This is a genomic window from Streptomyces scopuliridis, assembly GCF_042790125.1.
GTDB classification, from domain to species: domain Bacteria; phylum Actinomycetota; class Actinomycetes; order Streptomycetales; family Streptomycetaceae; genus Streptomyces; species Streptomyces scopuliridis_A.
Window position 1 is genome coordinate 217,833 of record NZ_JBHTZS010000004.1, and the last position, 19,754, is coordinate 237,586.

General features: G+C 69.2%; 22 protein-coding genes. 19 read left to right on the top strand and 3 right to left on the bottom strand.

Annotation, left to right across the window (positions count from 1 at the left end):
• The first annotated feature begins 5 nt into the window (after window positions 1-5).
• The 15 genes from rplF (at window position 6) to truA (ending at window position 9,725) form a co-directional block, all read left to right on the top strand.
• A complete protein-coding gene (rplF, locus tag ACFRKB_RS07790) occupies window positions 6-545 on the top strand; it encodes a 50S ribosomal protein L6 (RefSeq protein WP_030351445.1) in 540 nt (179 codons plus the stop codon).
• A 3-nt stretch (window positions 546-548) separates the two neighbouring features.
• Window positions 549-932 (top strand): 50S ribosomal protein L18, encoded by a 384-nt coding sequence (gene rplR / locus ACFRKB_RS07795; protein WP_030351446.1) that lies wholly within the window; start codon window positions 549-551, stop codon window positions 930-932.
• 46 nt (window positions 933-978) lie between these two features.
• Window positions 979-1,581, top strand: a complete 603-nt coding sequence (gene rpsE / locus ACFRKB_RS07800) for a 30S ribosomal protein S5 (RefSeq protein WP_030351447.1) — start codon at window positions 979-981, stop codon at window positions 1,579-1,581.
• Window positions 1,581-1,763 carry a 50S ribosomal protein L30 gene (gene rpmD, locus ACFRKB_RS07805; RefSeq protein ID WP_024491595.1) on the top strand — a complete coding sequence of 61 codons (183 nt, stop codon included), beginning with the start codon at window positions 1,581-1,583 and terminating at the stop codon, window positions 1,761-1,763. Before rpsE ends, rpmD begins: the two co-directional genes overlap by 1 nt.
• Window position 1,764: 1 nt before the next feature.
• Complete coding sequence (gene rplO / locus ACFRKB_RS07810) at window positions 1,765-2,220, top strand: 50S ribosomal protein L15 (RefSeq protein WP_030351448.1); 456 nt, start codon at window positions 1,765-1,767, stop codon at window positions 2,218-2,220.
• A gap of 255 nt (window positions 2,221-2,475) precedes the next feature.
• Entirely contained in the window at window positions 2,476-3,795 is a 1,320-nt protein-coding gene (secY, locus tag ACFRKB_RS07815) for a preprotein translocase subunit SecY (RefSeq protein ID WP_383104164.1), read from the top strand.
• Complete coding sequence (locus ACFRKB_RS07820; protein WP_383104165.1) at window positions 3,795-4,454, top strand: adenylate kinase; 660 nt, start codon at window positions 3,795-3,797, stop codon at window positions 4,452-4,454. The genes secY and ACFRKB_RS07820 overlap by 1 nt, the downstream gene beginning before the upstream one ends.
• Before the next feature lie 131 nt (window positions 4,455-4,585).
• Window positions 4,586-5,422 carry a type I methionyl aminopeptidase gene (gene map, locus ACFRKB_RS07825; RefSeq protein ID WP_383104167.1) on the top strand — a complete coding sequence of 279 codons (837 nt, stop codon included), beginning with the start codon at window positions 4,586-4,588 and terminating at the stop codon, window positions 5,420-5,422.
• 140 nt (window positions 5,423-5,562) lie between these two features.
• On the top strand, window positions 5,563-5,784 hold the full coding sequence (gene infA / locus ACFRKB_RS07830; protein ID WP_003956442.1) for a translation initiation factor IF-1: 222 nt from the start codon (window positions 5,563-5,565) through the stop codon (window positions 5,782-5,784).
• 55 nt (window positions 5,785-5,839) lie between these two features.
• Window positions 5,840-5,953: a 50S ribosomal protein L36 gene (gene rpmJ / locus ACFRKB_RS07835; protein WP_003956441.1), complete on the top strand. Its 114-nt coding sequence runs from the start codon at window positions 5,840-5,842 to the stop codon at window positions 5,951-5,953.
• Window positions 5,954-6,131: 178 nt separating this feature from the next.
• Window positions 6,132-6,512 (top strand): 30S ribosomal protein S13, encoded by a 381-nt coding sequence (gene rpsM / locus ACFRKB_RS07840; RefSeq protein WP_365972383.1) that lies wholly within the window; start codon window positions 6,132-6,134, stop codon window positions 6,510-6,512.
• A 65-nt stretch (window positions 6,513-6,577) separates the two neighbouring features.
• Complete coding sequence (gene rpsK, locus ACFRKB_RS07845; protein WP_003956432.1) at window positions 6,578-6,982, top strand: 30S ribosomal protein S11; 405 nt, start codon at window positions 6,578-6,580, stop codon at window positions 6,980-6,982.
• Window positions 6,983-7,100: 118 nt separating this feature from the next.
• Complete coding sequence (locus ACFRKB_RS07850; protein ID WP_003956430.1) at window positions 7,101-8,123, top strand: DNA-directed RNA polymerase subunit alpha; 1,023 nt, start codon at window positions 7,101-7,103, stop codon at window positions 8,121-8,123.
• A gap of 127 nt (window positions 8,124-8,250) precedes the next feature.
• Complete coding sequence (gene rplQ, locus ACFRKB_RS07855) at window positions 8,251-8,757, top strand: 50S ribosomal protein L17 (RefSeq protein WP_030351453.1); 507 nt, start codon at window positions 8,251-8,253, stop codon at window positions 8,755-8,757.
• Window positions 8,758-8,849: 92 nt separating this feature from the next.
• Entirely contained in the window at window positions 8,850-9,725 is an 876-nt protein-coding gene (gene truA, locus ACFRKB_RS07860; protein ID WP_383104169.1) for a tRNA pseudouridine(38-40) synthase TruA, read from the top strand.
• Window position 9,726: 1 nt separating this feature from the next.
• Here the strand turns inward: truA and ACFRKB_RS07865 are convergent, their stop codons facing one another.
• Window positions 9,727-12,912 (bottom strand): glycosyltransferase, encoded by a 3,186-nt coding sequence (locus tag ACFRKB_RS07865; RefSeq protein WP_383104171.1) that lies wholly within the window; start codon window positions 12,910-12,912, stop codon window positions 9,727-9,729.
• Window positions 12,913-13,094: 182 nt separating this feature from the next.
• Window positions 13,095-13,973: a hypothetical protein gene (locus tag ACFRKB_RS07870; RefSeq protein WP_383104173.1), complete on the bottom strand. Its 879-nt coding sequence runs from the start codon at window positions 13,971-13,973 to the stop codon at window positions 13,095-13,097.
• 92 nt (window positions 13,974-14,065) lie between these two features.
• Between ACFRKB_RS07870 and ACFRKB_RS07875 the strand changes: the two genes are divergently transcribed.
• The 4 genes from ACFRKB_RS07875 (at window position 14,066) to glmM (ending at window position 18,636) form a co-directional block, all read left to right on the top strand.
• A complete protein-coding gene (locus ACFRKB_RS07875; protein ID WP_383104174.1) occupies window positions 14,066-15,685 on the top strand; it encodes an ABC-F family ATP-binding cassette domain-containing protein in 1,620 nt (539 codons plus the stop codon).
• A 344-nt stretch (window positions 15,686-16,029) separates the two neighbouring features.
• The gene (gene rplM, locus ACFRKB_RS07880; RefSeq protein ID WP_365972377.1) at window positions 16,030-16,473 is read left to right on the top strand and encodes a 50S ribosomal protein L13; all 444 of its coding nucleotides are present in this window, start codon (window positions 16,030-16,032) and stop codon (window positions 16,471-16,473) included.
• A gap of 42 nt (window positions 16,474-16,515) precedes the next feature.
• The gene (gene rpsI / locus ACFRKB_RS07885; RefSeq protein WP_365972376.1) at window positions 16,516-17,043 is read left to right on the top strand and encodes a 30S ribosomal protein S9; all 528 of its coding nucleotides are present in this window, start codon (window positions 16,516-16,518) and stop codon (window positions 17,041-17,043) included.
• A gap of 225 nt (window positions 17,044-17,268) precedes the next feature.
• On the top strand, window positions 17,269-18,636 hold the full coding sequence (gene glmM / locus ACFRKB_RS07890) for a phosphoglucosamine mutase (protein ID WP_383104175.1): 1,368 nt from the start codon (window positions 17,269-17,271) through the stop codon (window positions 18,634-18,636).
• A gap of 155 nt (window positions 18,637-18,791) precedes the next feature.
• Here glmM and ACFRKB_RS07895 read toward each other — a convergent pair whose 3' ends face one another.
• Complete coding sequence (locus ACFRKB_RS07895) at window positions 18,792-19,751, bottom strand: DUF389 domain-containing protein (RefSeq protein WP_383104177.1); 960 nt, start codon at window positions 19,749-19,751, stop codon at window positions 18,792-18,794.
• Between the last annotated feature and the right edge of the window lie 3 nt (window positions 19,752-19,754).

Sequence of the window (19,754 nt, forward strand, 5' to 3'; positions counted from 1 at the left end):
AGCTCATGTCGCGAATCGGCAAGCTCCCCATCCAGGTTCCCGCCGGTGTGGACGTCACCATCGATGGCCGTACGGTCGCGGTGAAGGGCCCCAAGGGTTCCCTCTCGCACACCGTTGCCGCGCCGATCGAGGTCACCAAGGGCGAGGACGGCATCCTTCAGGTGCTGCGCCCGAACGACGAGCGTCAGAACAAGGCCCTGCACGGCCTGTCCCGCACGCTGGTGGCGAACATGATCACCGGCGTGACCCAGGGATACGTCAAGGCGCTCGAAATCAGCGGGGTCGGCTACCGCGTCCAGGCGAAGGGCTCCAACCTGGAGTTCGCCCTGGGCTACAGCCACCCGATCCTCATCGAGGCCCCCGAGGGCATCACCTTCAAGGTCGAGACGCCCACGAAGTTCACTGTCGAGGGCATCGACAAGCAGAAGGTCGGCGAGGTCGCCGCTAACATCCGCAAGCTGCGGAAGCCCGACCCGTACAAGGCCAAGGGCGTCAAGTACGCGGGCGAGGTCATCCGCCGCAAGGTCGGAAAGGCGGGTAAGTAAGCCATGGCATACGGTGTCAAGATTGCTAAGGGCAAGGCCTACAAGGCCGCTGCCATCAAGCGTCGTCACATCCGCGTTCGCAAGCGCATCTCCGGTTCGCCGGAGCGTCCGCGCCTGGTCGTGACGCGTTCCAACCGCCACATGGTCGCTCAGGTCATCGACGACATCGCGGGCCACACGCTCGCGTCGGCGTCGACCCTGGACACCTCGATCCGTGGTGCCGAGGGCGACAAGAGCGCCCAGGCCAAGCAGGTCGGATCCCTGGTCGCCGAGCGCGCCAAGGCCGCCGGCGTCGAGGCCGTCGTGTTCGACCGCGGTGGTAACCAGTACGCAGGGCGCATTGCCGCTCTGGCTGACGCCGCCCGCGAAGCCGGGCTGAAGTTCTAAGCCCCGGTTCCGGAGCTAGCGGACGTAACAGAGAGAGGTAAATCCAATGGCTGGACCCCAGCGCCGCGGAAGCGGTGCCGGTGGCGGCGAGCGGCGGGACCGGAAGGGTCGCGACGGTGGCGCTGCCGCCGAGAAGACCGCTTACGTTGAGCGCGTTGTCGCGATCAACCGCGTTGCCAAGGTTGTGAAGGGTGGTCGTCGCTTCAGCTTCACCGCGCTGGTCGTGGTGGGCGACGGTGACGGCACCGTGGGTGTCGGTTACGGCAAGGCCAAGGAGGTGCCGGCCGCCATCGCCAAGGGTGTTGAGGAGGCCAAGAAGCACTTCTTCAAGGTCCCCCGTATCCAGGGCACCATCCCGCACCCGATCCAGGGCGAGAAGGCCGCGGGCGTCGTCCTGCTCAAGCCTGCTTCCCCCGGTACCGGTGTGATCGCCGGCGGCCCGGTGCGTGCCGTGCTGGAGTGCGCGGGCGTGCACGACATCCTGTCGAAGTCGCTCGGCTCGGACAACGCGATCAACATCGTGCACGCGACCGTGGCGGCCCTCCAGGGCCTGCAGCGTCCCGAGGAGATCGCGGCCCGCCGCGGTCTGCCCCTTGAGGACGTCGCCCCCGCGGCTCTGCTCCGTGCGCGTGCGGGAGCGGGTGCGTAATGGCCCGTCTCAAGATCACGCAGACGAAGTCGTACATCGGCAGCAAGCAGAACCACCGCGACACCCTGCGTTCGCTCGGGCTCAAGCGCCTGCACGACGTGGTTGTCAAGGAGGACCGCCCCGAGTTCCGCGGCATGGCTAACACCGTCCGCCACCTCGTGACGGTTGAGGAGGTCGACTGACATGGCGGAGAACAACCCGCTGAAGGTCCACAACCTCCGTCCTGCCCCGGGCGCCAAGACCGCCAAGACCCGTGTGGGTCGTGGTGAGGCGTCCAAGGGTAAGACCGCAGGTCGTGGCACCAAGGGCACCAAGGCCCGCTACCAGGTTCCGGAGCGCTTCGAGGGTGGGCAGATGCCCCTCCACATGCGTCTCCCGAAGCTCAAGGGCTTCAAGAACCCGTTCCGCACCGAGTACCAGGTCGTGAACCTGGACAAGCTCTCCGCTCTCTACCCCGAGGGCGGCGAGGTCACGGTGGCCGATCTGGTCACCAAGGGCGCGGTCCGCAAGAACAGCCTCGTCAAGGTCCTGGGCCAGGGCGAGATCTCCGTGGCGCTGCAGGTTTCGGTTGACGCCGTCTCCGGCTCCGCCAAGGAGAAGATTGCCGCCGCCGGCGGCACCGTCACCGAGCTCGTCTGAGACAACTCGATGGCCTGAACATCCGACCGGGGATGCCTCTCAAAAGGGGCATCCCCGGTTGGTCGTTCCAAGGGGGGCACTGTCGCCGGTAAGGTGGCGTGCATTGTTGCTGTAATGAAGCCGGGGGCTCGCCCCCGGACCCCCGCCGCGCGGTGTGTCCGCAGGGGTGCGCCGCGCGGTTCCGCTTGTTCCGTATCCGTCGATCCTCAATACCGTCACCTCTGACGCAGTAGCGCGGGGGTCGCAGGAGGCACCGTGCTCACCGCGTTCGCCCGGGCGTTCAAGACGCCCGACCTGCGCAAGAAGCTGCTCTTCACACTCGCCATCATCGTGCTGTACCGGCTCGGGGCACATGTCCCGGTACCGGGCGTCAGCTACGAGAATGTCCAGACGTGTGTCGACGCGGCCCAGAAGGGCAATAACAGCCTGTTCGGTCTGGTGAACATGTTCAGCGGCGGGGCGCTGCTGCAGATCACGATCTTCGCGCTCGGCATCATGCCGTACATCACCGCGAGCATCATCCTGCAGCTGCTGACCGTGGTCATTCCCAGGCTGGAGGCCCTCAAGAAGGAGGGGCAGTCCGGTCAGGCCAAGATCACGCAGTACACCCGCTATCTGACGGTCGCCCTCGCCGTGCTGCAGGGCACCGGCCTGGTCGCCACCGCCCGCAGCGGCGCGCTCTTCAGCGGCTGCCCGGTCGCCTCGGAGATCGTGCCCGACCAGTCGATCTTCGTCACCATCACCATGGTGATCACCATGACCGCGGGCACCGCGGCGGTCATGTGGCTCGGTGAGCTCATCACCGACCGCGGCATCGGCAACGGCATGTCCATCCTGATGTTCATCTCGATCGCCGCTGGCTTCCCCGGCGCGCTGTGGGCCATCAAGGAGAGCGGCACGCTCGCCAAGGGCTGGATCGAGTTCGGCACGGTCATTCTGATCGGCTTCGTGATGGTGGGCCTGGTCGTCTTCGTCGAGCAGGCGCAGCGCCGGATCCCCGTGCAGTACGCGAAGCGCATGATCGGCCGCAGGTCCTACGGCGGTACGTCCACGTACATCCCGCTGAAGGTGAATCAGGCGGGTGTGATCCCCGTCATCTTCGCGTCGTCGCTGCTCTACATCCCGGCGCTGGTCGCGCAGTTCTCCAGCGGGAACTCCGCGTGGAAGACCTGGATCGAAGCGCACTTCGTCAAGGGTGACCACCCGTATTACATCGCGACGTACTTCCTGCTGATCGTTTTCTTCGCCTTCTTCTACGTGGCCATCTCCTTCAACCCCGAAGAAGTCGCCGACAACATGAAGAAGTATGGTGGCTTCATCCCGGGTATCCGGGCAGGTCGACCTACAGCCGAGTATCTGAGCTACGTGCTCAACAGGATCACTTGGCCGGGCTCGCTGTACCTGGGTCTGATTGCTCTCGTCCCGACGATGGCGTTGGCAGGCTTCGGCGGTGCGAACCAGAACTTCCCGTTCGGCGGGACGAGCATCCTCATCATCGTGGGTGTGGGTCTGGAAACCGTGAAGCAGATCGAGAGCCAGCTTCAGCAGCGTAATTACGAAGGGTTCCTCCGCTGATGCGAATCGTCCTCGTCGGGCCGCCCGGTGCCGGCAAGGGAACGCAGGCCGCGTTCCTTGCCAAGAACCTGAAGGTCCCGCACATCTCCACGGGCGACCTCTTCCGAGCCAACATCAGCCAGGGCACGACCCTCGGCAAGCTGGCGAAGTCGTACATGGACGCCGGGAACCTGGTGCCCGACGAGGTGACCATCGCGATGGCCCAGGACCGGATGGCCCAGCCGGACGCCGCCAACGGCTTTCTGCTGGACGGCTTCCCGCGGAATGTCTCGCAGGCGGAGGCGCTGGACCAGGCCCTCGCGACGGACGGCGTGAAGCTGGACGCGGTGCTGGACCTGGAGGTCCCGGAGGACGAGGTCGTCACGCGGATCGCGGGGCGCCGGGTCTGCCGCAACGACAGCGCGCATGTCTTCCATGTCACGTACAGCCCGCCGAAGACCGAGGGCGTCTGTGACCTCTGCGGTGGCGAGCTGTACCAGCGGGACGACGACTCCGAGGAGACGGTGCGCACCCGTCTTGAGGTCTACCACACGCAGACCGAGCCGATCATCGACCACTACCGGGCCCAGGGCCTGGTGGTGACGATCTCCGCGCTCGGCAAGGTCACGGAAGTGACCGAGCGCGCGATGGCGGCGCTTGAGCGGGGCCGGGCCGCGTAGACGAGCGAGCAGTACCTGTACGGCCGTGGCGTCCCTCGGACACCACGGCCGTACTGTTGAGCGGTCCGTATGAAGCGGGCGCGGTGAGCAGTGCGTATCGAATCAGTCACAGTCAGGTGGAAGGCACAGGCATGGTGCAGATCAAGACCCCCGAGCAGATCGCGAAGATGCGTGAGGCGGGACTGGTCGTCGCCGCCGTGCACGCGGCCACCGGCGCGGCGGCGGTGCCCGGCGCCACCACCAGGGATCTGGACCAGGTCGCCCGCAAGGTACTGGCCGAGCACGGCGCCAAGCCGAACTTCCTCGGGTACGGCGGGTTCCCCGCGACCATCTGCACCTCGGTCAACGAGGTCGTCGTCCATGGCATCCCGGACGACAGGACCGTCCTCAAGGACGGCGACATCATCTCCATCGACGCCGGCGCGATCATCGACGGCTGGCACGGCGACGCGGCCTTCACGGCGTTCGTCGGCACCGGTCACGCTCCGGAGCTGGTCGAGCTGTCCCGGGTGACCGAGGAGTCGATGTGGGCCGGGATCGCGGCGATGCGCAACGGCGGCCGGCTGGTGGACGTGTCCCGGGCGATCGAGACGTACATCCGCCGCCAGCCCCGCCCCGGCGGCGGCAAGTACGGGATCATCGAGGACTACGGCGGCCACGGCATCGGCACCGAGATGCACATGGACCCGCATCTGCTGAACTATGTCTCCCGCAAGCGCGGCAAGGGTCCGAAGCTGGTCCCGGGCTTCTGTCTGGCGATCGAGCCGATGGTCTCGCTCGGTACGCCGCGTACGGAGGTGCTGGAGGACGAGTGGACGGTCATCACGACCGATGGCACCTGGTCCTCGCACTGGGAGCACTCGGTGGCACTGACCGAGGAGGGCCCGCTGGTCCTGACCTCCCCCGACGGCGGCAAGGCGAAGCTCGCCGAGCTGGGTATCACTGCGGCTCCGGACCCGTTGGCTTAATAATCTCGTTCGGTGGGCAAACTGAACGGATTCGTCTTTTCGAGTGCGCTCCCGTAGACTGACGCGTCGGCTCTGGTGTACCCGTGTGTCTTCATGCGGCCATCAGAATCGATCAAGGTAGCCGATTCGAAGGGCGAAGCGTGGCCAAGAAGCAAGGTGCCATCGAAATTGAGGGCACCGTGATCGAGTCCCTCCCGAACGCCATGTTCAAGGTGGAGCTGCAGAACGGTCACAAGGTCCTCGCGCACATCAGCGGCAAGATGCGGATGCACTACATCCGAATCCTCCCCGATGACCGGGTCGTGGTGGAGCTGTCTCCGTACGACCTGACGCGTGGCCGGATCGTCTACCGATACAAGTAGATCTTGCAGACATCCCCCTCGGGGTGTCCGCACTGACCCGGAGAACCTCAATCCCATGAAGGTCAAGCCGAGCGTCAAGAAGATCTGCGACAAGTGCAAGGTGATCCGCCGTCACGGCCGGGTCATGGTCATCTGCGACAACCTGCGCCACAAGCAGCGCCAGGGCTGACGCAAGACCACCTGCCTCTCGCAGTACTTCGCGCGACGCGAGCAAAATCGTAATGACGCAGTGTCCGGCTCCCACCCGGTGGGGACCGACACCTCCGGCGGAGGCCGGGGACCTGGTGTGTATGCCGTACATCCAGGACGACGCTGTGGAAGACCTCCGACATCATCAGGAGCCATGAATGGCACGCCTCGCAGGCGTTGACCTCCCGCGCGACAAGCGCGTCGAGGTCGCCCTCACCTACGTCTTCGGTATCGGGCGCACCCGGTCCAAGGAGACCCTCGCCGCCGTTGGCGTCGACCCGAACCTCCGCGTCCGCGACCTCGCCGAGGAAGACCTCGTCAAGATCCGCGAGTACGTGGACGCCAACCTCAAGACCGAGGGTGACCTCCGTCGCGAGATCGCCGCCGACATTCGCCGCAAGGTCGAGATCGGCTGCTACCAGGGTCTGCGTCACCGCCGTGGCCTGCCGGTGCACGGACAGCGCACCAGCACGAACGCTCGTACCCGCAAGGGCCCGCGTCGCGCCATCGCCGGTAAGAAGAAGCCGGGCAAGAAGTAGTCCTCAGCGGACGCTCATCCGCGGTCTTCGCTGTAGGACCGACCACCTCCCTGTAGGAGAAACAGATGCCCCCCAAGGGTCGTCAGGGCGCTGCCAAGAAGGTGCGCCGCAAGGAAAAGAAGAACGTCGCTCACGGGCACGCCCACATCAAGAGCACGTTCAACAACACGATCGTCTCGATCACCGACCCCTCGGGCAACGTGATCTCCTGGGCCTCCGCCGGCCACGTCGGCTTCAAGGGCTCGCGCAAGTCCACCCCCTTCGCCGCGCAGATGGCCGCCGAGTCGGCCGCCCGCCGCGCGCAGGAGCACGGCATGCGCAAGGTCGACGTCTTCGTCAAGGGTCCCGGCTCCGGCCGTGAGACCGCGATCCGTTCGCTCCAGGCCACCGGCCTGGAGGTGGGCTCGATCCAGGACGTCACCCCCACCCCGCACAACGGCTGCCGCCCCCCGAAGCGCCGCCGCGTCTGACCCTTTCCCCCGCTGAGGGGGAACGGCTCGCGGGCGGTACGGCGCTTCGGTGCCGTGCCGCCCGTACCCTTGTTCTGTTGGCATCAAATAGCGGGTGCCAAGACTGGAGGATCGCAACATGCTTATCGCTCAGCGTCCCTCGCTGACCGAAGAGGTCGTCGACGAATACCGCTCGCGGTTCGTGATCGAGCCGCTGGAGCCGGGCTTCGGCTACACGCTCGGCAACTCGCTTCGGCGTACGCTCCTCTCCTCGATTCCCGGCGCGGCGGTCACGTCGATCCGGATCGACGGTGTCCTGCACGAGTTCACCACCGTGCCGGGCGTCAAGGAGGACGTCACCGACCTCATCCTGAACATCAAGCAGCTGGTCGTCTCCTCGGAGCACGACGAGCCGGTCGTGATGTACCTGCGCAAGCAGGGTCCCGGCCTGGTCACGGCCGCTGACATCGCCCCGCCGGCCGGTGTCGAGGTGCACAACCCGGACCTCGTGCTCGCGACGCTGAACGGCAAGGGCAAGCTGGAGATGGAGCTGACCGTCGAGCGCGGTCGCGGCTATGTCTCCGCCGTCCAGAACAAGCAGGTGGGCCAGGAGATCGGCCGTATCCCGGTCGACTCCATCTACTCGCCGGTGCTCAAGGTCACGTACAAGGTCGAGGCGACCCGTGTCGAGCAGCGCACCGACTTCGACAAGCTGATCGTCGACGTCGAGACCAAGCAGGCCATGCGGCCGCGTGACGCCATGGCGTCCGCCGGTAAGACGCTGGTCGAGCTGTTCGGTCTGGCGCGCGAGCTCAACATCGACGCCGAGGGCATCGACATGGGCCCGTCGCCGACGGACGCGGCGCTCGCCGCCGATCTCGCCCTGCCGATCGAGGAGCTTGAGCTCACCGTCCGGTCGTACAACTGCCTCAAGCGCGAGGGCATCCACTCCGTGGGTGAGCTGGTGGCGCGCTCCGAGGCCGATCTCCTCGACATCCGTAACTTCGGTGCCAAGTCGATCGACGAGGTCAAGGCGAAGCTGGCCGGCATGGGCCTGGCCCTCAAGGACAGCCCGCCCGGATTCGACCCGACCGCAGCGGCGGACGCCTTCGGCGCCGACGACGACGCGGACGCGGGTTTCGTGGAGACCGAGCAGTACTGAGGCTGATTTTGCCGGGTCCGGGGCTTGGACAGCCCGGACCGGCGTGATTGCGCTTCCGCGGGGCAGCCGCCCCGCGGGAACTGACACCGGTACCTGATACGGCCGGTGCAGACACAAGGAGATACACATGCCGAAGCCCGCCAAGGGTGCCCGTCTGGGCGGCAGCGCCGCGCACGAGAAGCTGCTCCTCGCGAACCTCGCGAAGTCGCTCTTCGAGCACGGCCGCATCACCACGACCGAGGCCAAGGCCCGTCGCCTGCGCCCGATCGCGGAGCGTTTCATCACCAAGGCGAAGAAGGGCGACATCCACAACCGTCGCCTGGTGCTGCAGTCGATCACGGACAAGAGCGTCGTCCACACGCTCTTCACCGAGATCGCCCCGCGGTACGAGAACCGCCCCGGTGGTTACACGCGTATCACCAAGATCGGCAACCGTCGTGGCGACAACGCCCCGATGGCGGTCATCGAGCTGGTCGAGGCCCTGACCGTGGCGCAGCAGGCCACCGGTGAGGCCGAGGCGGCGACGAAGCGCGCGGTCAAGGAAGACGCCCTCAAGAAGGACGAGGCTCCGGCCGAGGCCGTCGAGGACGCCAAGCCGGCCGCCGAGGCCGAGTCGGAGTCCAAGGACGCCTGAGCGTTCTGACGACTGACGGACGGGTCCGCTCCCTCATGGGGGGCGGACCCGTTCTGTATGGAGAGGACGGATGGGTGGGTCAGGTGGGTCAGGTGAGCGGGGACATCGAGGGCGCGGCGCCCGGACACGTACGGATACGGCTGGACCTGTCGTACGACGGCCGGGACTTCTCCGGCTGGGCGAGGCAGCGGACCCGGCGGACCGTCCAGGGCGAGATCGAGGACGCGCTGCGTACGGTGACGCGGTCCTCGCGTACGTACGAGCTGACCGTCGCCGGGCGTACGGACGCGGGCGTGCACGCGCGCGGGCAGGTCGCGCATGTCGATCTGCCGGAGGACGTGTGGGCCGAGCACCGGGAGCGGCTGGTGCGGCGGCTCGCGGGGCGGCTGAGCCATGACGTACGGGTCTGGAAGGTCACCGAGGCGCCCCCGGGATTCAACGCGCGCTTCTCGGCCGTCTGGCGGCGCTACGCGTACCGCGTGACCGATCATCCCGGGGGTGTCGATCCGCTGCTGCGGGGTCATGTGCTGTGGCACGACTGGCCGTTGGACGTGGCGGCGATGAACGCGGCGTCCGCCGGGCTGCGCGGCGAGCACGACTTCGCGGCGTACTGCAAGCGTCGCGAGGGCGCGACCACCATCCGTACGCTCCAGCGGCTGGAGTGGGAGCGGGACGCGCACGGGGTGATCACCGCGACCGTGCGGGCCGATGCCTTCTGCCACAACATGGTGCGCTCGCTGGTGGGCGCGCTGCTGTTCGTGGGCGACGGGCACCGGCCCGTGGAGTGGCCGGCGAAGGTGCTGGCGGCGGGGGTGCGGGACTCGGCGGTGCATGTCGTGCGGCCGCACGGGCTCACCCTGGAGGAGGTCGGCTATCCGGCCGACGAGCTGCTGGGCGAGCGGAACCGTGCGGCGCGCAACAAGCGGACGCTGGGCGCGAACCTGAATGGCGATGCGGGCTGCTGCTGAGTCAGCTGCTCCGCAGCCGGCGGGCCAGGCGGCGCAGCGGTCCTGGCGTACGGGACGGCGTGGCCGCGGTGGGGGCGGGCTCCGGCTTCGGGGCCGCGACGCGCAGGGACAGATCGCTCTGCGGATTGGTCCAGTACGGCGTGACGCGGCGGTCCCGCGCGGTCGGGTGCGGCACGGGCGTGGGCCGCTCGGGCACCTCGGGGCCGCGCCGGGAGCCGAGCCGCGCGGACTTCGTGAAGCCGAGCGCGGTGAGGCGTACGGACAGATCCCAGACGCCGTCGCCGAGCGGGGCGCCGTCCAGCGCCGTGGCGAGGTCGAGCCGGGCGGTTCCGGCGACGCTCAGCACGCCTTCGGGGCGGAAGACGGTGGTCTTCGTGGGCAGCCGGTATTCGGCGCCGCTGGCGCGCTCGCGCAGGACGAGGACGACGGACGCCTTGGCGGGGGCGGCGGCGCCGGTCAGTGGCTCACGGGCGAGGCGGTCCCGTAGGGCCGGGGAGAGACCGGCCGGGGCCAGAGCCTCCTGATCCGTGCCCGTGCTGCCCGTGCCGGTGCCCGTGCCCGTCTCTGTGGCGGCGGCCGTGTCCGGGGCGGCGTCGGTGACGCCCAGAGGGCCGTCGGCGCCGTGCAGCTCGCCCGTGAAGGCGATCCGCAGGCAGCCGCCGTCGTTCAGCCAGGACAGCGCGTCCAGCCGCGCGTGGCAGCCGACCGAGGACTCCCACGCGGCCAGCGCCACCAGATCGTCGAGCCGGTCGTCGGTGATCAGCCCGACGGCCACCCGGCGGGCGGCGGGCAGCCCGGCCACCGACGTCTCCGAGATCCCGTCCACGACGACCCCGCGGATCGCCCGGAACAGCTCGCGCCGCGCGTCCTCGTCCAGGTCGAGCAGCCGCTTGCCGCTCAGCCGGTCCAGGATCTCCACGCGCAGCCAGCGCCGGTGCAGCCGGTCGCGTGCCGCCCCGGGCGCGACAAGGCCGTCGACGGTCTTCAGCAGGGTGCGCAGCTCGGCGTAGAACTCCCCGGGCGGTACGGCGGGACCCGCGCCGCCCGGACCGTAGTGGTAGCAGACATAGCTGCCGAGGACGGCGGTACGGCCCGCCCGGAGGGTGGCCTCGGCGGTGAACGCCTGCTCGGCCAGGGCCCGGCTGCCGCCGCCCGCCGGGAAGCGCAGCCCGTGCCCGTCGAGGAACGCGCGGTGGAACAGCTTGTTGGCGGTCAGGCTGTCGGCCAGCGGGTCCTTGGCGAGGGTGGCGCGCGGCCGGTCCCGTACGAACAGCTCGCGGGGGACGGGCCGGCCCCTGCCCGCGAGCTTGCCGGCGACGATGTCGGCGTCGTGCTCGATGCCGTACGCGTACATCCGTTCCAGGGCTTCCGTGCCGAGCCGGTCGCCGGGCTCCATGTACAGCACGTACTCACCGGTCGCGCGGTCGGTGCCGGCGTTCCGGGGGTCGGTGCCCGGCGCCGCGTCCGCCACGGTGATCACCTCGATGCCGTCCGACGGCAGCGTCTGGTCGGCCAGTGAGGCGAGGGTGGTCTCCACGGCCTCGGGCGCCGCTCCGGCGGTCGGTACGACGACGCTGACCTTCGGCGGCCGGGGACCGGGCACCGCGTCGGTCGCGCGTACGGTCAGGGTCAGTCCGTCCTCGGTCAGGGCGCCGCTGATCTCGTGCCCGCCGAGGATCTCGGGGGCGGGCAGGGCCGCCTCCCCGGGGGCCGTGTCCCCGCCGAGACGGGTGTACCGGTCGAAGCCCGCGCCGGTGAGCCTGACCCGCACCTCCCACACGCCCTCGGCCAGGGGCCCGCCGCCCGCGTCGCGCAGCGGGTCGATGGCGACCGTGCCGCGGACGACGGGCCGTACGAGAACGGTGCCCTCGGGCAGGGCGCCCGCGAGAGCGTCCGGGGCGGGCTCCTCCTCCAGGACGAGCGAGGTCTCGCGCTGGGGGAGCCACACATGCGCGGTCTCCGCGTGGCGCAGCAGCACATCGGCCTTGAAGGACTTCAACTCGTCGGTCACCTCGACGGGTTCGGGCAGGACCCCGTCCGTCAGGGCGGGCGCGAGGAAGTACCGGTCGCCGCGCCGGGCCAGCAGCAGGCCGGACCCGTCATGGGCGCCGCCGGGGCCCGGTTCGCCCGCGAAACGGGCCGTGAACGACGCCTTGAACCGGTCGCGGCTCCAGCCCGCGCGCTCGATCGCGCACCGGGCGCTCAGATCCGTCTGTCTGCGGGTGAACTCGGTGAGTTCCGCCGGTCTGTTCGCCCGGAGCAGGGCCGATCTGGTCCGCTGTACGGCGGCCAGCCCCGTGTGCACGCCGTCCGTCATGAACTCCTCGGCCAGCTCGCGCACGACCTCGAACGGGTCGTCCCGGAACGGCGGGTCGACCAGCAGGCCCCGGGGCGGCTCGCCCAGCCGGTGCAGCATCTCCACCCGGTAGAAGCGGCGCAGCAGCCGGTCGCGCTCGGGCCCCGGCTCGGTGCCCGCGACGACGGTCGCCATGACCTCGCGGAGATTCCCGTAGTACCGGCGCGGGTCCATGGCGGCCGTACCGGCGTTCTCGGCGTCCTCCCGGGCCCAGTACGCGTAACACACGTAGTCGCCCAGTACGGAGACCACGGACGCCTTGAGATAGGCGCGGACCATGAAGAGCTGGTCCTCCAGGATCCAGGGCCCCTCGGGGTGCGCGATGCCGTGCTCGCGCAGGAACGCGGTGCGGAACATCTTGTGCGGGGTGAGGCTGTCGATGAGCGGCGCGTTCCGTACCGTGCAGCTCTCCCGGGTCCGGGTCATCAGACCGTACGGGACGCCCCGGCTGCGGAAGTTGCTGGCGACCTTGCCGATGACGATGTCGGAGTCATTGCGCGCGGCCATGGCGTACAGCCGCTCCAGCGCCTCGGGCGCCAGCCGGTCGTCGTGGTCGGCGAACTGCACGTAGTGGCCGTTCGCCCGCTCCACACCGATGTTGCGCGGCTTTCCCGGCCAGCCCGAGTTGGGAATGCGCTCCAGCCGGAAGTGGTCGTGCTCGGCGACCAGGGCCGCCAGCCGCTCCGGGGTCTCGTCGGTCGAGCCGTCGTCGACGAAGAGCACCTCGAACTCGTCGCTGGGCAGGGTCTGCCCCAGGAGCGAGCCGACCAGCGGCTCGATGTGGATTCCCGAGTTGTACGTCGGTACCACCACGGTGACTTTGACCGCCATCCACCCCACGCCCTCTGAACGTTCACCAGCGCCACACAATGTGCGCTGACTGTACCCAGCGGAGAGCGCGGGCGGTGCCGACGGCGGGGCCGCGACGCGGATGACGGCCGGGGTTGACGGCCCGGGGTTGACGGCCCGGGGTTGACAGCCGAGTTGTGACGACGGGGGTTGACGAGCGCCGGTTACCGCTGGCCGGGGGCGGTGGCCGCGGCAGACGCCTGGGCCCTGCCCCGGGCGAGGATCTGGCGGAAGGTGAACTCCGCGACATCGTCCCCGACGGTGAAGACGTCCTTGTCCGATTCGGTGACGTTCGTCCCGGAGGTGAAGCCGCCGACCGTGAAGTAGACGTACCTGCCGTACGAGTTGGTGGTCTTGCGGCAGATGGAGGGGGCCCGGCAGAAGGTCGGGACACCGGCGCCGGAGAGCGAGGCGACGCCGTCCTTCGCCTGCTCCTTGGCCTTCAGCGCCAGCGCCTCGGTCTGGAAGACCGCGACGCCGACGGTCACGGCGACCCCGTCCTTGCTGTACGTGGCGCGGATGACCTCGTCGCAGCTGTTCGAGGCGAGGATGGAGCCGAGCCGGCCCTGCGCCGCCGCGGCGCAGTTGGTGGTGCGGGCCGTGGCGCCCTTCGCGTAGACGCGGTCGCTCATCGTGAGCTTGTCGCCGGGGAAGAGGGTGTCGGCGCTCAGCGGCGCCTTGTCCTTGTCGGCGCTGGAGACGTAGTCCTTCGGGTTCGGCGGCGGCAGCGGCGCGACCGACGAGAAGGTGGGCTCGGTCTCGGGGCTCTGGTCCGGCAGACCGCTGGGCGTGGGCAGCTCGTTGGAGGTGTTCTCCGAGCCGCGGTCGTTCCCGCCGTTCATGGAGACGACGGCGGTCGCCACGATCGCGGCTATCGCGCCGGTCGCGAGCACGCCGCCGCCGATCATCAGCCAGCGTTTGCGGCGGGTGCGCGCGGCGGAGGCGTCCGCGAGAGCGGCCCAGTCCGGTGTCTGTGTGCCGTGCGGGTCATGGTCCGGTGAACCGGGGCCGCCCCAGGAGGGCCCCCCTTGCCCAAAGCTCATGGCGCGAGTTTAGACCGCCCGGCGGCCGGGAAACCGCGCGGGAATCGGAAAAGGATTGGGCTCCCGCGCCGCCTGCACCGACAATGCCGGACATGGGACATGTTGAGGCCGCGCACCTGGAGTACTACCTGCCCGACGGACGGGTGCTGCTCGCCGACGCCTCGTTCCGCGTCGCGGAAGGCTCCGTCGTCGCTCTCGTCGGGGCCAACGGCGCGGGCAAGACCACCCTGCTGAGGCTGATCGCGGGGGACCTCCAGCCGCACGGCGGCTCGGTGACGGTCAGCGGCGGGCTCGGTGTGATGTCGCAGTTCGTGGGGTCGGTACGGGACGAGCGCACGGTCCGTGACCTGCTGGTCTCGGTCGCGCAGCCGCGCGTACGGGAAGCCGCGGCGGCCGTCGACGCGGCCGAGCACGGCATCATGACGGTCGACGACGAGGCCGCGCAGATGCGGTACGCGCAGGCGCTGAGCGACTGGGCGGAGGCGCGCGGCTACGAGGCCGAGACGGTCTGGGACATGTGCACGACGGCGGCGCTCGGCGTCCCGTACGAGAAGGCGCAGTGGCGCGAGCTGCGCACCCTGAGCGGCGGCGAGCAGAAACGGCTGGTGCTGGAAGCGCTGCTGCGCGGGCCCGACCAGGTGCTGCTGCTGGACGAGCCGGACAACTATCTGGACGTGCCGGGCAAGCGGTGGCTGGAGGAGCGGCTGAAGGAGACCCGTAAGACGGTCCTCTTCATCTCCCACGACCGGGAGCTGCTGGCCAGGGCCGCCGAGAAGATCGTGAGCGTGGAGCCCAGCCCGGCCGGCTCCGACGTGTGGGTGCACGGCGGCGGGTTCGGCACGTACCACGAGGCCCGCAAGGAGCGCTTCGCGCGTTTCGAGGAGCTGAAGCGGCGCTGGGACGAGGAGCACGCCCGGCTGAAGGCGCTGGTGCACCGGCTGCGGCAGCAGGCGGCGATCAGCCCCGACATGGCCTCGCGCTACCGGGCGATGCAGACGCGCTTCAAGAAGTTCGAGGACGCGGGCCCGCCGCCGGAGCCGCCGCGCGAGCAGGAGATCTCCATGCGGCTGCGCGGCGGCCGTACCGGCGTACGAGCCCTGACCTGCGAGAATCTTGAGCTGACCGGGCTGATGAAGCCGTTCTCGCTGGAGATCTACTACGGCGAGCGGGTCGCGGTGCTCGGTTCGAACGGCTCCGGCAAGTCCCACTTCCTGCGGCTGCTGGCCGGCGAGGACGTACGGCACACCGGCGGATGGAAGCTGGGCGCGCGGGTCGTACCGGGCCACTTCGCGCAGACCCACGCCCACCCCGAGCTGCTCGGCCGCACACTGGTCGACATCCTGTGGACGGAGCACGCGAAGGACCGGGGCGGCGCGATGAGCGTGCTGCGCAGGTACGAGCTGGAGCGCCAGGGCGACCAGCCCTTCGAGAAGCTCTCGGGCGGCCAGCAGGCGCGCTTCCAGATCCTGCTGCTCGAACTGTGCGGTACGACCGCGCTGCTGCTGGACGAGCCGACGGACAACCTGGACCTGGAGTCCGCGGAGGCGCTCCAGGACGGCCTTGAGGCGTACGACGGGACGGTGCTGGCGGTCACCCACGACCGCTGGTTCGCTCGCTCCTTCGACCGGTATCTGGTATTCGGCTCGGACGGGGTCGTACGGGAGACGCCGGAGCCGGTGTGGGACGAGCGACGGGTGGTACGGGCGCGGTAGGCGCCGGCCGGACGACGGCCCGGCCCTCACAGGCGGCCCGGCCTGTGGGCGGCCGTCCGGCCCTTGGGAGGCCCCGCGCTTGGGGGCCTGCCCCCGTTTTGACCCGTACGGGGCAGCGACGGTATTCTTCTGGTTCGTTATGCGTATTGGCTTGGTCGTTCTCACGCGAGGGGCCCTTACGCCGGTCCACCGGGCCGATGGACAGCGGTAGGTGCACGGGTTGCGTCCCCGGAGCACCACCAGGGCTGTCGTGATCGTCCGGGTGGCCCCTGTACAGGACCCGTCCCCTCAGCCCTGGGGGGCTGGGGGAGACCCCATCACTGAAGAAGCGAAGGCATACGACCGTGCGTACGTACAGCCCCAAGCCCGGCGATGTGACGCGCCAGTGGCACATCATCGACGCGCAGGACATCGTCCTGGGCCGTCTGGCGACCACCGCCGCCAACCTTCTGCGCGGTAAGCACAAGCCGATCTACGCGCCCCACGTCGACACCGGTGACTTCGTCATCATCATCAACGCCGACAAGGTGCACCTGTCCGGCAACAAGCGGACCCAGAAGATGGCGTACCGCCACTCCGGTTACCCGGGTGGTCTGCGCTCCGTCCGCTACGACGAGCTGCTCGCCAAGAACCCCGAGAAGGCCGTCGAGAAGGCCATCAAGGGCATGATCCCCAAGAACAGCCTGGGCCGTCAGATGATCTCGAAGCTGAAGATCTACTCGGGTGACCAGCACCCGCACGCTGCTCAGCAGCCGGTCCCGTTCGAGATCACCCAGGTCGCGCAGTAGTTCCGGCCACCCCCTAAGACGAAAAGAAATCTGAGGAGCATCGTGGCCGAGACCACTGCAGAGACCCCCGTCGAAGCGCCTGAGGCGGAAGAGACGTACGCCGAGGTGACGACCTTCGAGTCGGAGACCCCGGTCGAGGGCGAGTACACCTCCGAGTCGCTGGCGTCCCGCTTCGGCGACCCGCAGCCGGCGGCCGGCCTGGGCCGTCGCAAGAACGCCATCGCCCGCGTCCGGATCGTCCCGGGCACCGGCAAGTGGAAGATCAACGGTCGCACCCTTGAGGACTACTTCCCCAACAAGGTGCACCAGCAGGCTGTCAACGAGCCCTTCAAGGTGCTTGAGCTCGACAACCGCTACGACGTCATCGCCCGTATCTCCGGTGGCGGCGTCTCCGGCCAGGCCGGCGCCCTGCGCCTCGGTGTGGCCCGCTCGCTGAACGAGGCGGACGTGGACAACAACCGCGCCCCGCTGAAGAAGGCCGGCTTCCTGAGCCGCGACGACCGCGCGGTCGAGCGCAAGAAGGCCGGTCTGAAGAAGGCCCGCAAGGCGCCGCAGTACAGCAAGCGCTAAATCGCTCGCTTGCCGGTACTGGCATTACGGCCTCGCTGGCCGGCCTCTACGGCACCCGAACGCCCCGGCGGCACTCCGTGCTGCCGGGGCGTTCGTTTTATTGGTTACTCGGGCGTATAACAGCATCAGGCGCTCAAAACTTTGCATGGGTTTGCGTTTTCGAAATCTTTTCGCTCGGGGCGTTATCGGTGACTACCGGTTCCGGGTGTTCTCGGAGGGAGAGCTGTGGGACGACTCTTCGGCACGGACGGCGTGCGCGGTGTGGCCAACGCCGATCTGACGGCCGAGCTGGCGCTCGGTCTTTCGGTCGCGGCGGCACATGTGCTCGCCGAGGTGGGAACGTTCGAGGGGCATCGGCCCACGGCGGTGGTCGGACGTGATCCTCGTGCTTCCGGTGAATTCCTCGAGGCCGCTGTCGTGGCGGGACTCGCGAGCGCGGGCGTGGACGTCCTGCGTGTCGGTGTGCTGCCCACCCCCGCGGTGGCGTATCTCACCGGGGTGCTGGGCGCCGACCTCGGCGTGATGCTCTCCGCGAGCCACAACGCCATGCCCGACAACGGCATCAAGTTCTTCGCGCGCGGCGGGCACAAACTCGCCGATGAGCTGGAGGACCGGATCGAGGCCGCCTACTACGAGAACACCGTGCACCGCACCGGCGCCCCCTGGGAGCGGCCGACCGGTGGCGGAGTGGGCCGGGTCCGCTCGTACGACGAAGGTTTCGATCAGTACGTGGCACATCTGATCGCTGTGCTGCCGAACCGGCTCGACGGGCTGAAGGTCGTCCTGGACGAGGCGCACGGCGCGGCGGCCCGGGTGTCACCGGAGGCGTTCACCCGCGCCGGCGCCGAGGTCGTCACGATCGGCGCTGAGCCGGACGGGCTGAATATCAACGACGGATGCGGCTCCACACATCTGGACCAGCTCAAGGCCGCGGTCGTCGAGCACGGCGCGGACTTCGGCATCGCCCATGACGGTGACGCGGACCGCTGTCTGGCCGTGGACGGCGCAGGCGAAGAGGTCGACGGCGACCAGATCCTCGCCGTACTGGCCCTCGCGATGCGCGAGGCGGGCACGCTGCGCGGCGACGCGGTGGTCGGAACGGTCATGTCCAACCTCGGGTTCAAGATCGCGATGGAGCGCGAGGGCATCCATCTCGTCGAGACCGCGGTCGGCGACCGCTACGTACTGGAGTCGATGAAGGAGCACGGCTACGCCCTCGGCGGCGAGCAGTCGGGCCATGTCATCGTCCTCGACCACGCCACCACCGGCGACGGCACCCTCACCGGCCTGATGCTCGCGGCCCGGGTCGCCGCGACGGGCCGTACGCTGGCCGACCTCGCGGGCGTCATGCGGCGGCTGCCGCAGGTGCTGATCAATGTGCCCGATGTCGACAAATCGCGGGTGGGGACCTCCGCGGAACTGGCCTCGGCGGTCGCCGAGGCCGAACGCGAACTGGGCTCCACGGGCCGCGTCCTGCTGCGCCCCTCGGGCACCGAGCCGCTGGTACGGGTCATGGTCGAGGCGGCGGACATCGACCAGGCGCGGTCGGTGGCGAGCCGGCTGGCGGACGCGGTGAAGTCGGCGCTCGGCTGAAGGCGTTGAGCTGAACCGGTGAAGTACTCCGGCGGCCCGGACCCACGGCGGGTCCGGGCCGCGGCGCGTTCCGCCCCGGGGCCGGGCCGCCTCGGGTGCCGGCCCAGTGCGTTCCGGTTCCGTCTCGGGGCCGGGCCGCCTCGGTTCGGGGCGGTTCAGGGCCGTACGCGGGCGATGCCCGTACGCCGTTCGCGTCCCCGCCGCGCCGCCCACAGCGCCTTCTGGGTGAGCAGGGTGAGCGTACCGGCGGCCACGATGCCCGCGAGGTTCAGCAGGAGCTGGCTGGTGGAGCCCCATACCTGCGTGAGTTCGCCGTAGCCGAGGGCGACCGCCGCGTTGGCCGCCGCCGGGACCGTGGTCACCGAGATGGCCACCCCCACCAGCGCGCCCGACTTCGCGGACGTCAGCGAGAGCATCCCGGCCACCCCCGCGAGAGCCGCCACCACCAGCGAGAACAGGTCCGGGTTCCAGATGAACGAGGTGTTGGGCCGGTCGGCCGCCAGCATGGATTCCGTGAAGAGCCCGAAGGCGTCCATCACCAGACTGAAGACCGTCGTCAGCCCCATCGCCACCGCGAACCCGGCGATCAGCGCGATCAGCGAACGCCACGCCAGCAGCGGGGCGCGCTGCACCAGCGCCGTACAGATCCCGGCCAGTGGGCCGAACTCCGGACCCACCGCCATCGCGCCCACGATCAGGATCGCGTTGTCCAGCACCACGCCGCAGGCCGCGATCATCGTCGCCAGCGCCAGGAACGCCAGATAGGTGAGGGAGAGCGAGGACTCCTCGTGGGTCACCTCCTCCAACTGCTCCCACAGCACGGCGTCGGCGCCCTCACCGGGCGCTTCCTCCTCCGCCTCGTCCGCCGTCCTCGACAGCGACAGATCGATGTTCTCCACCGAGATCGAACCGGTCTCGTCGATCCCGAGGGCGCGCAGTTCCCCGATCAGTCCGCTGCCCGCCTCGCGCGCCACATCGCACATGACCAGATCGCCGCGCGGATCGCGGGAGGCCCCCGGCACGACGACGAGATGCGCGGTGCCGACGGTCCGCTCCACGGCCTGTACGACCTCGTCGGTACGGCCGTCCGGCACGAGCAGGCGCAGATGGAGCACGCT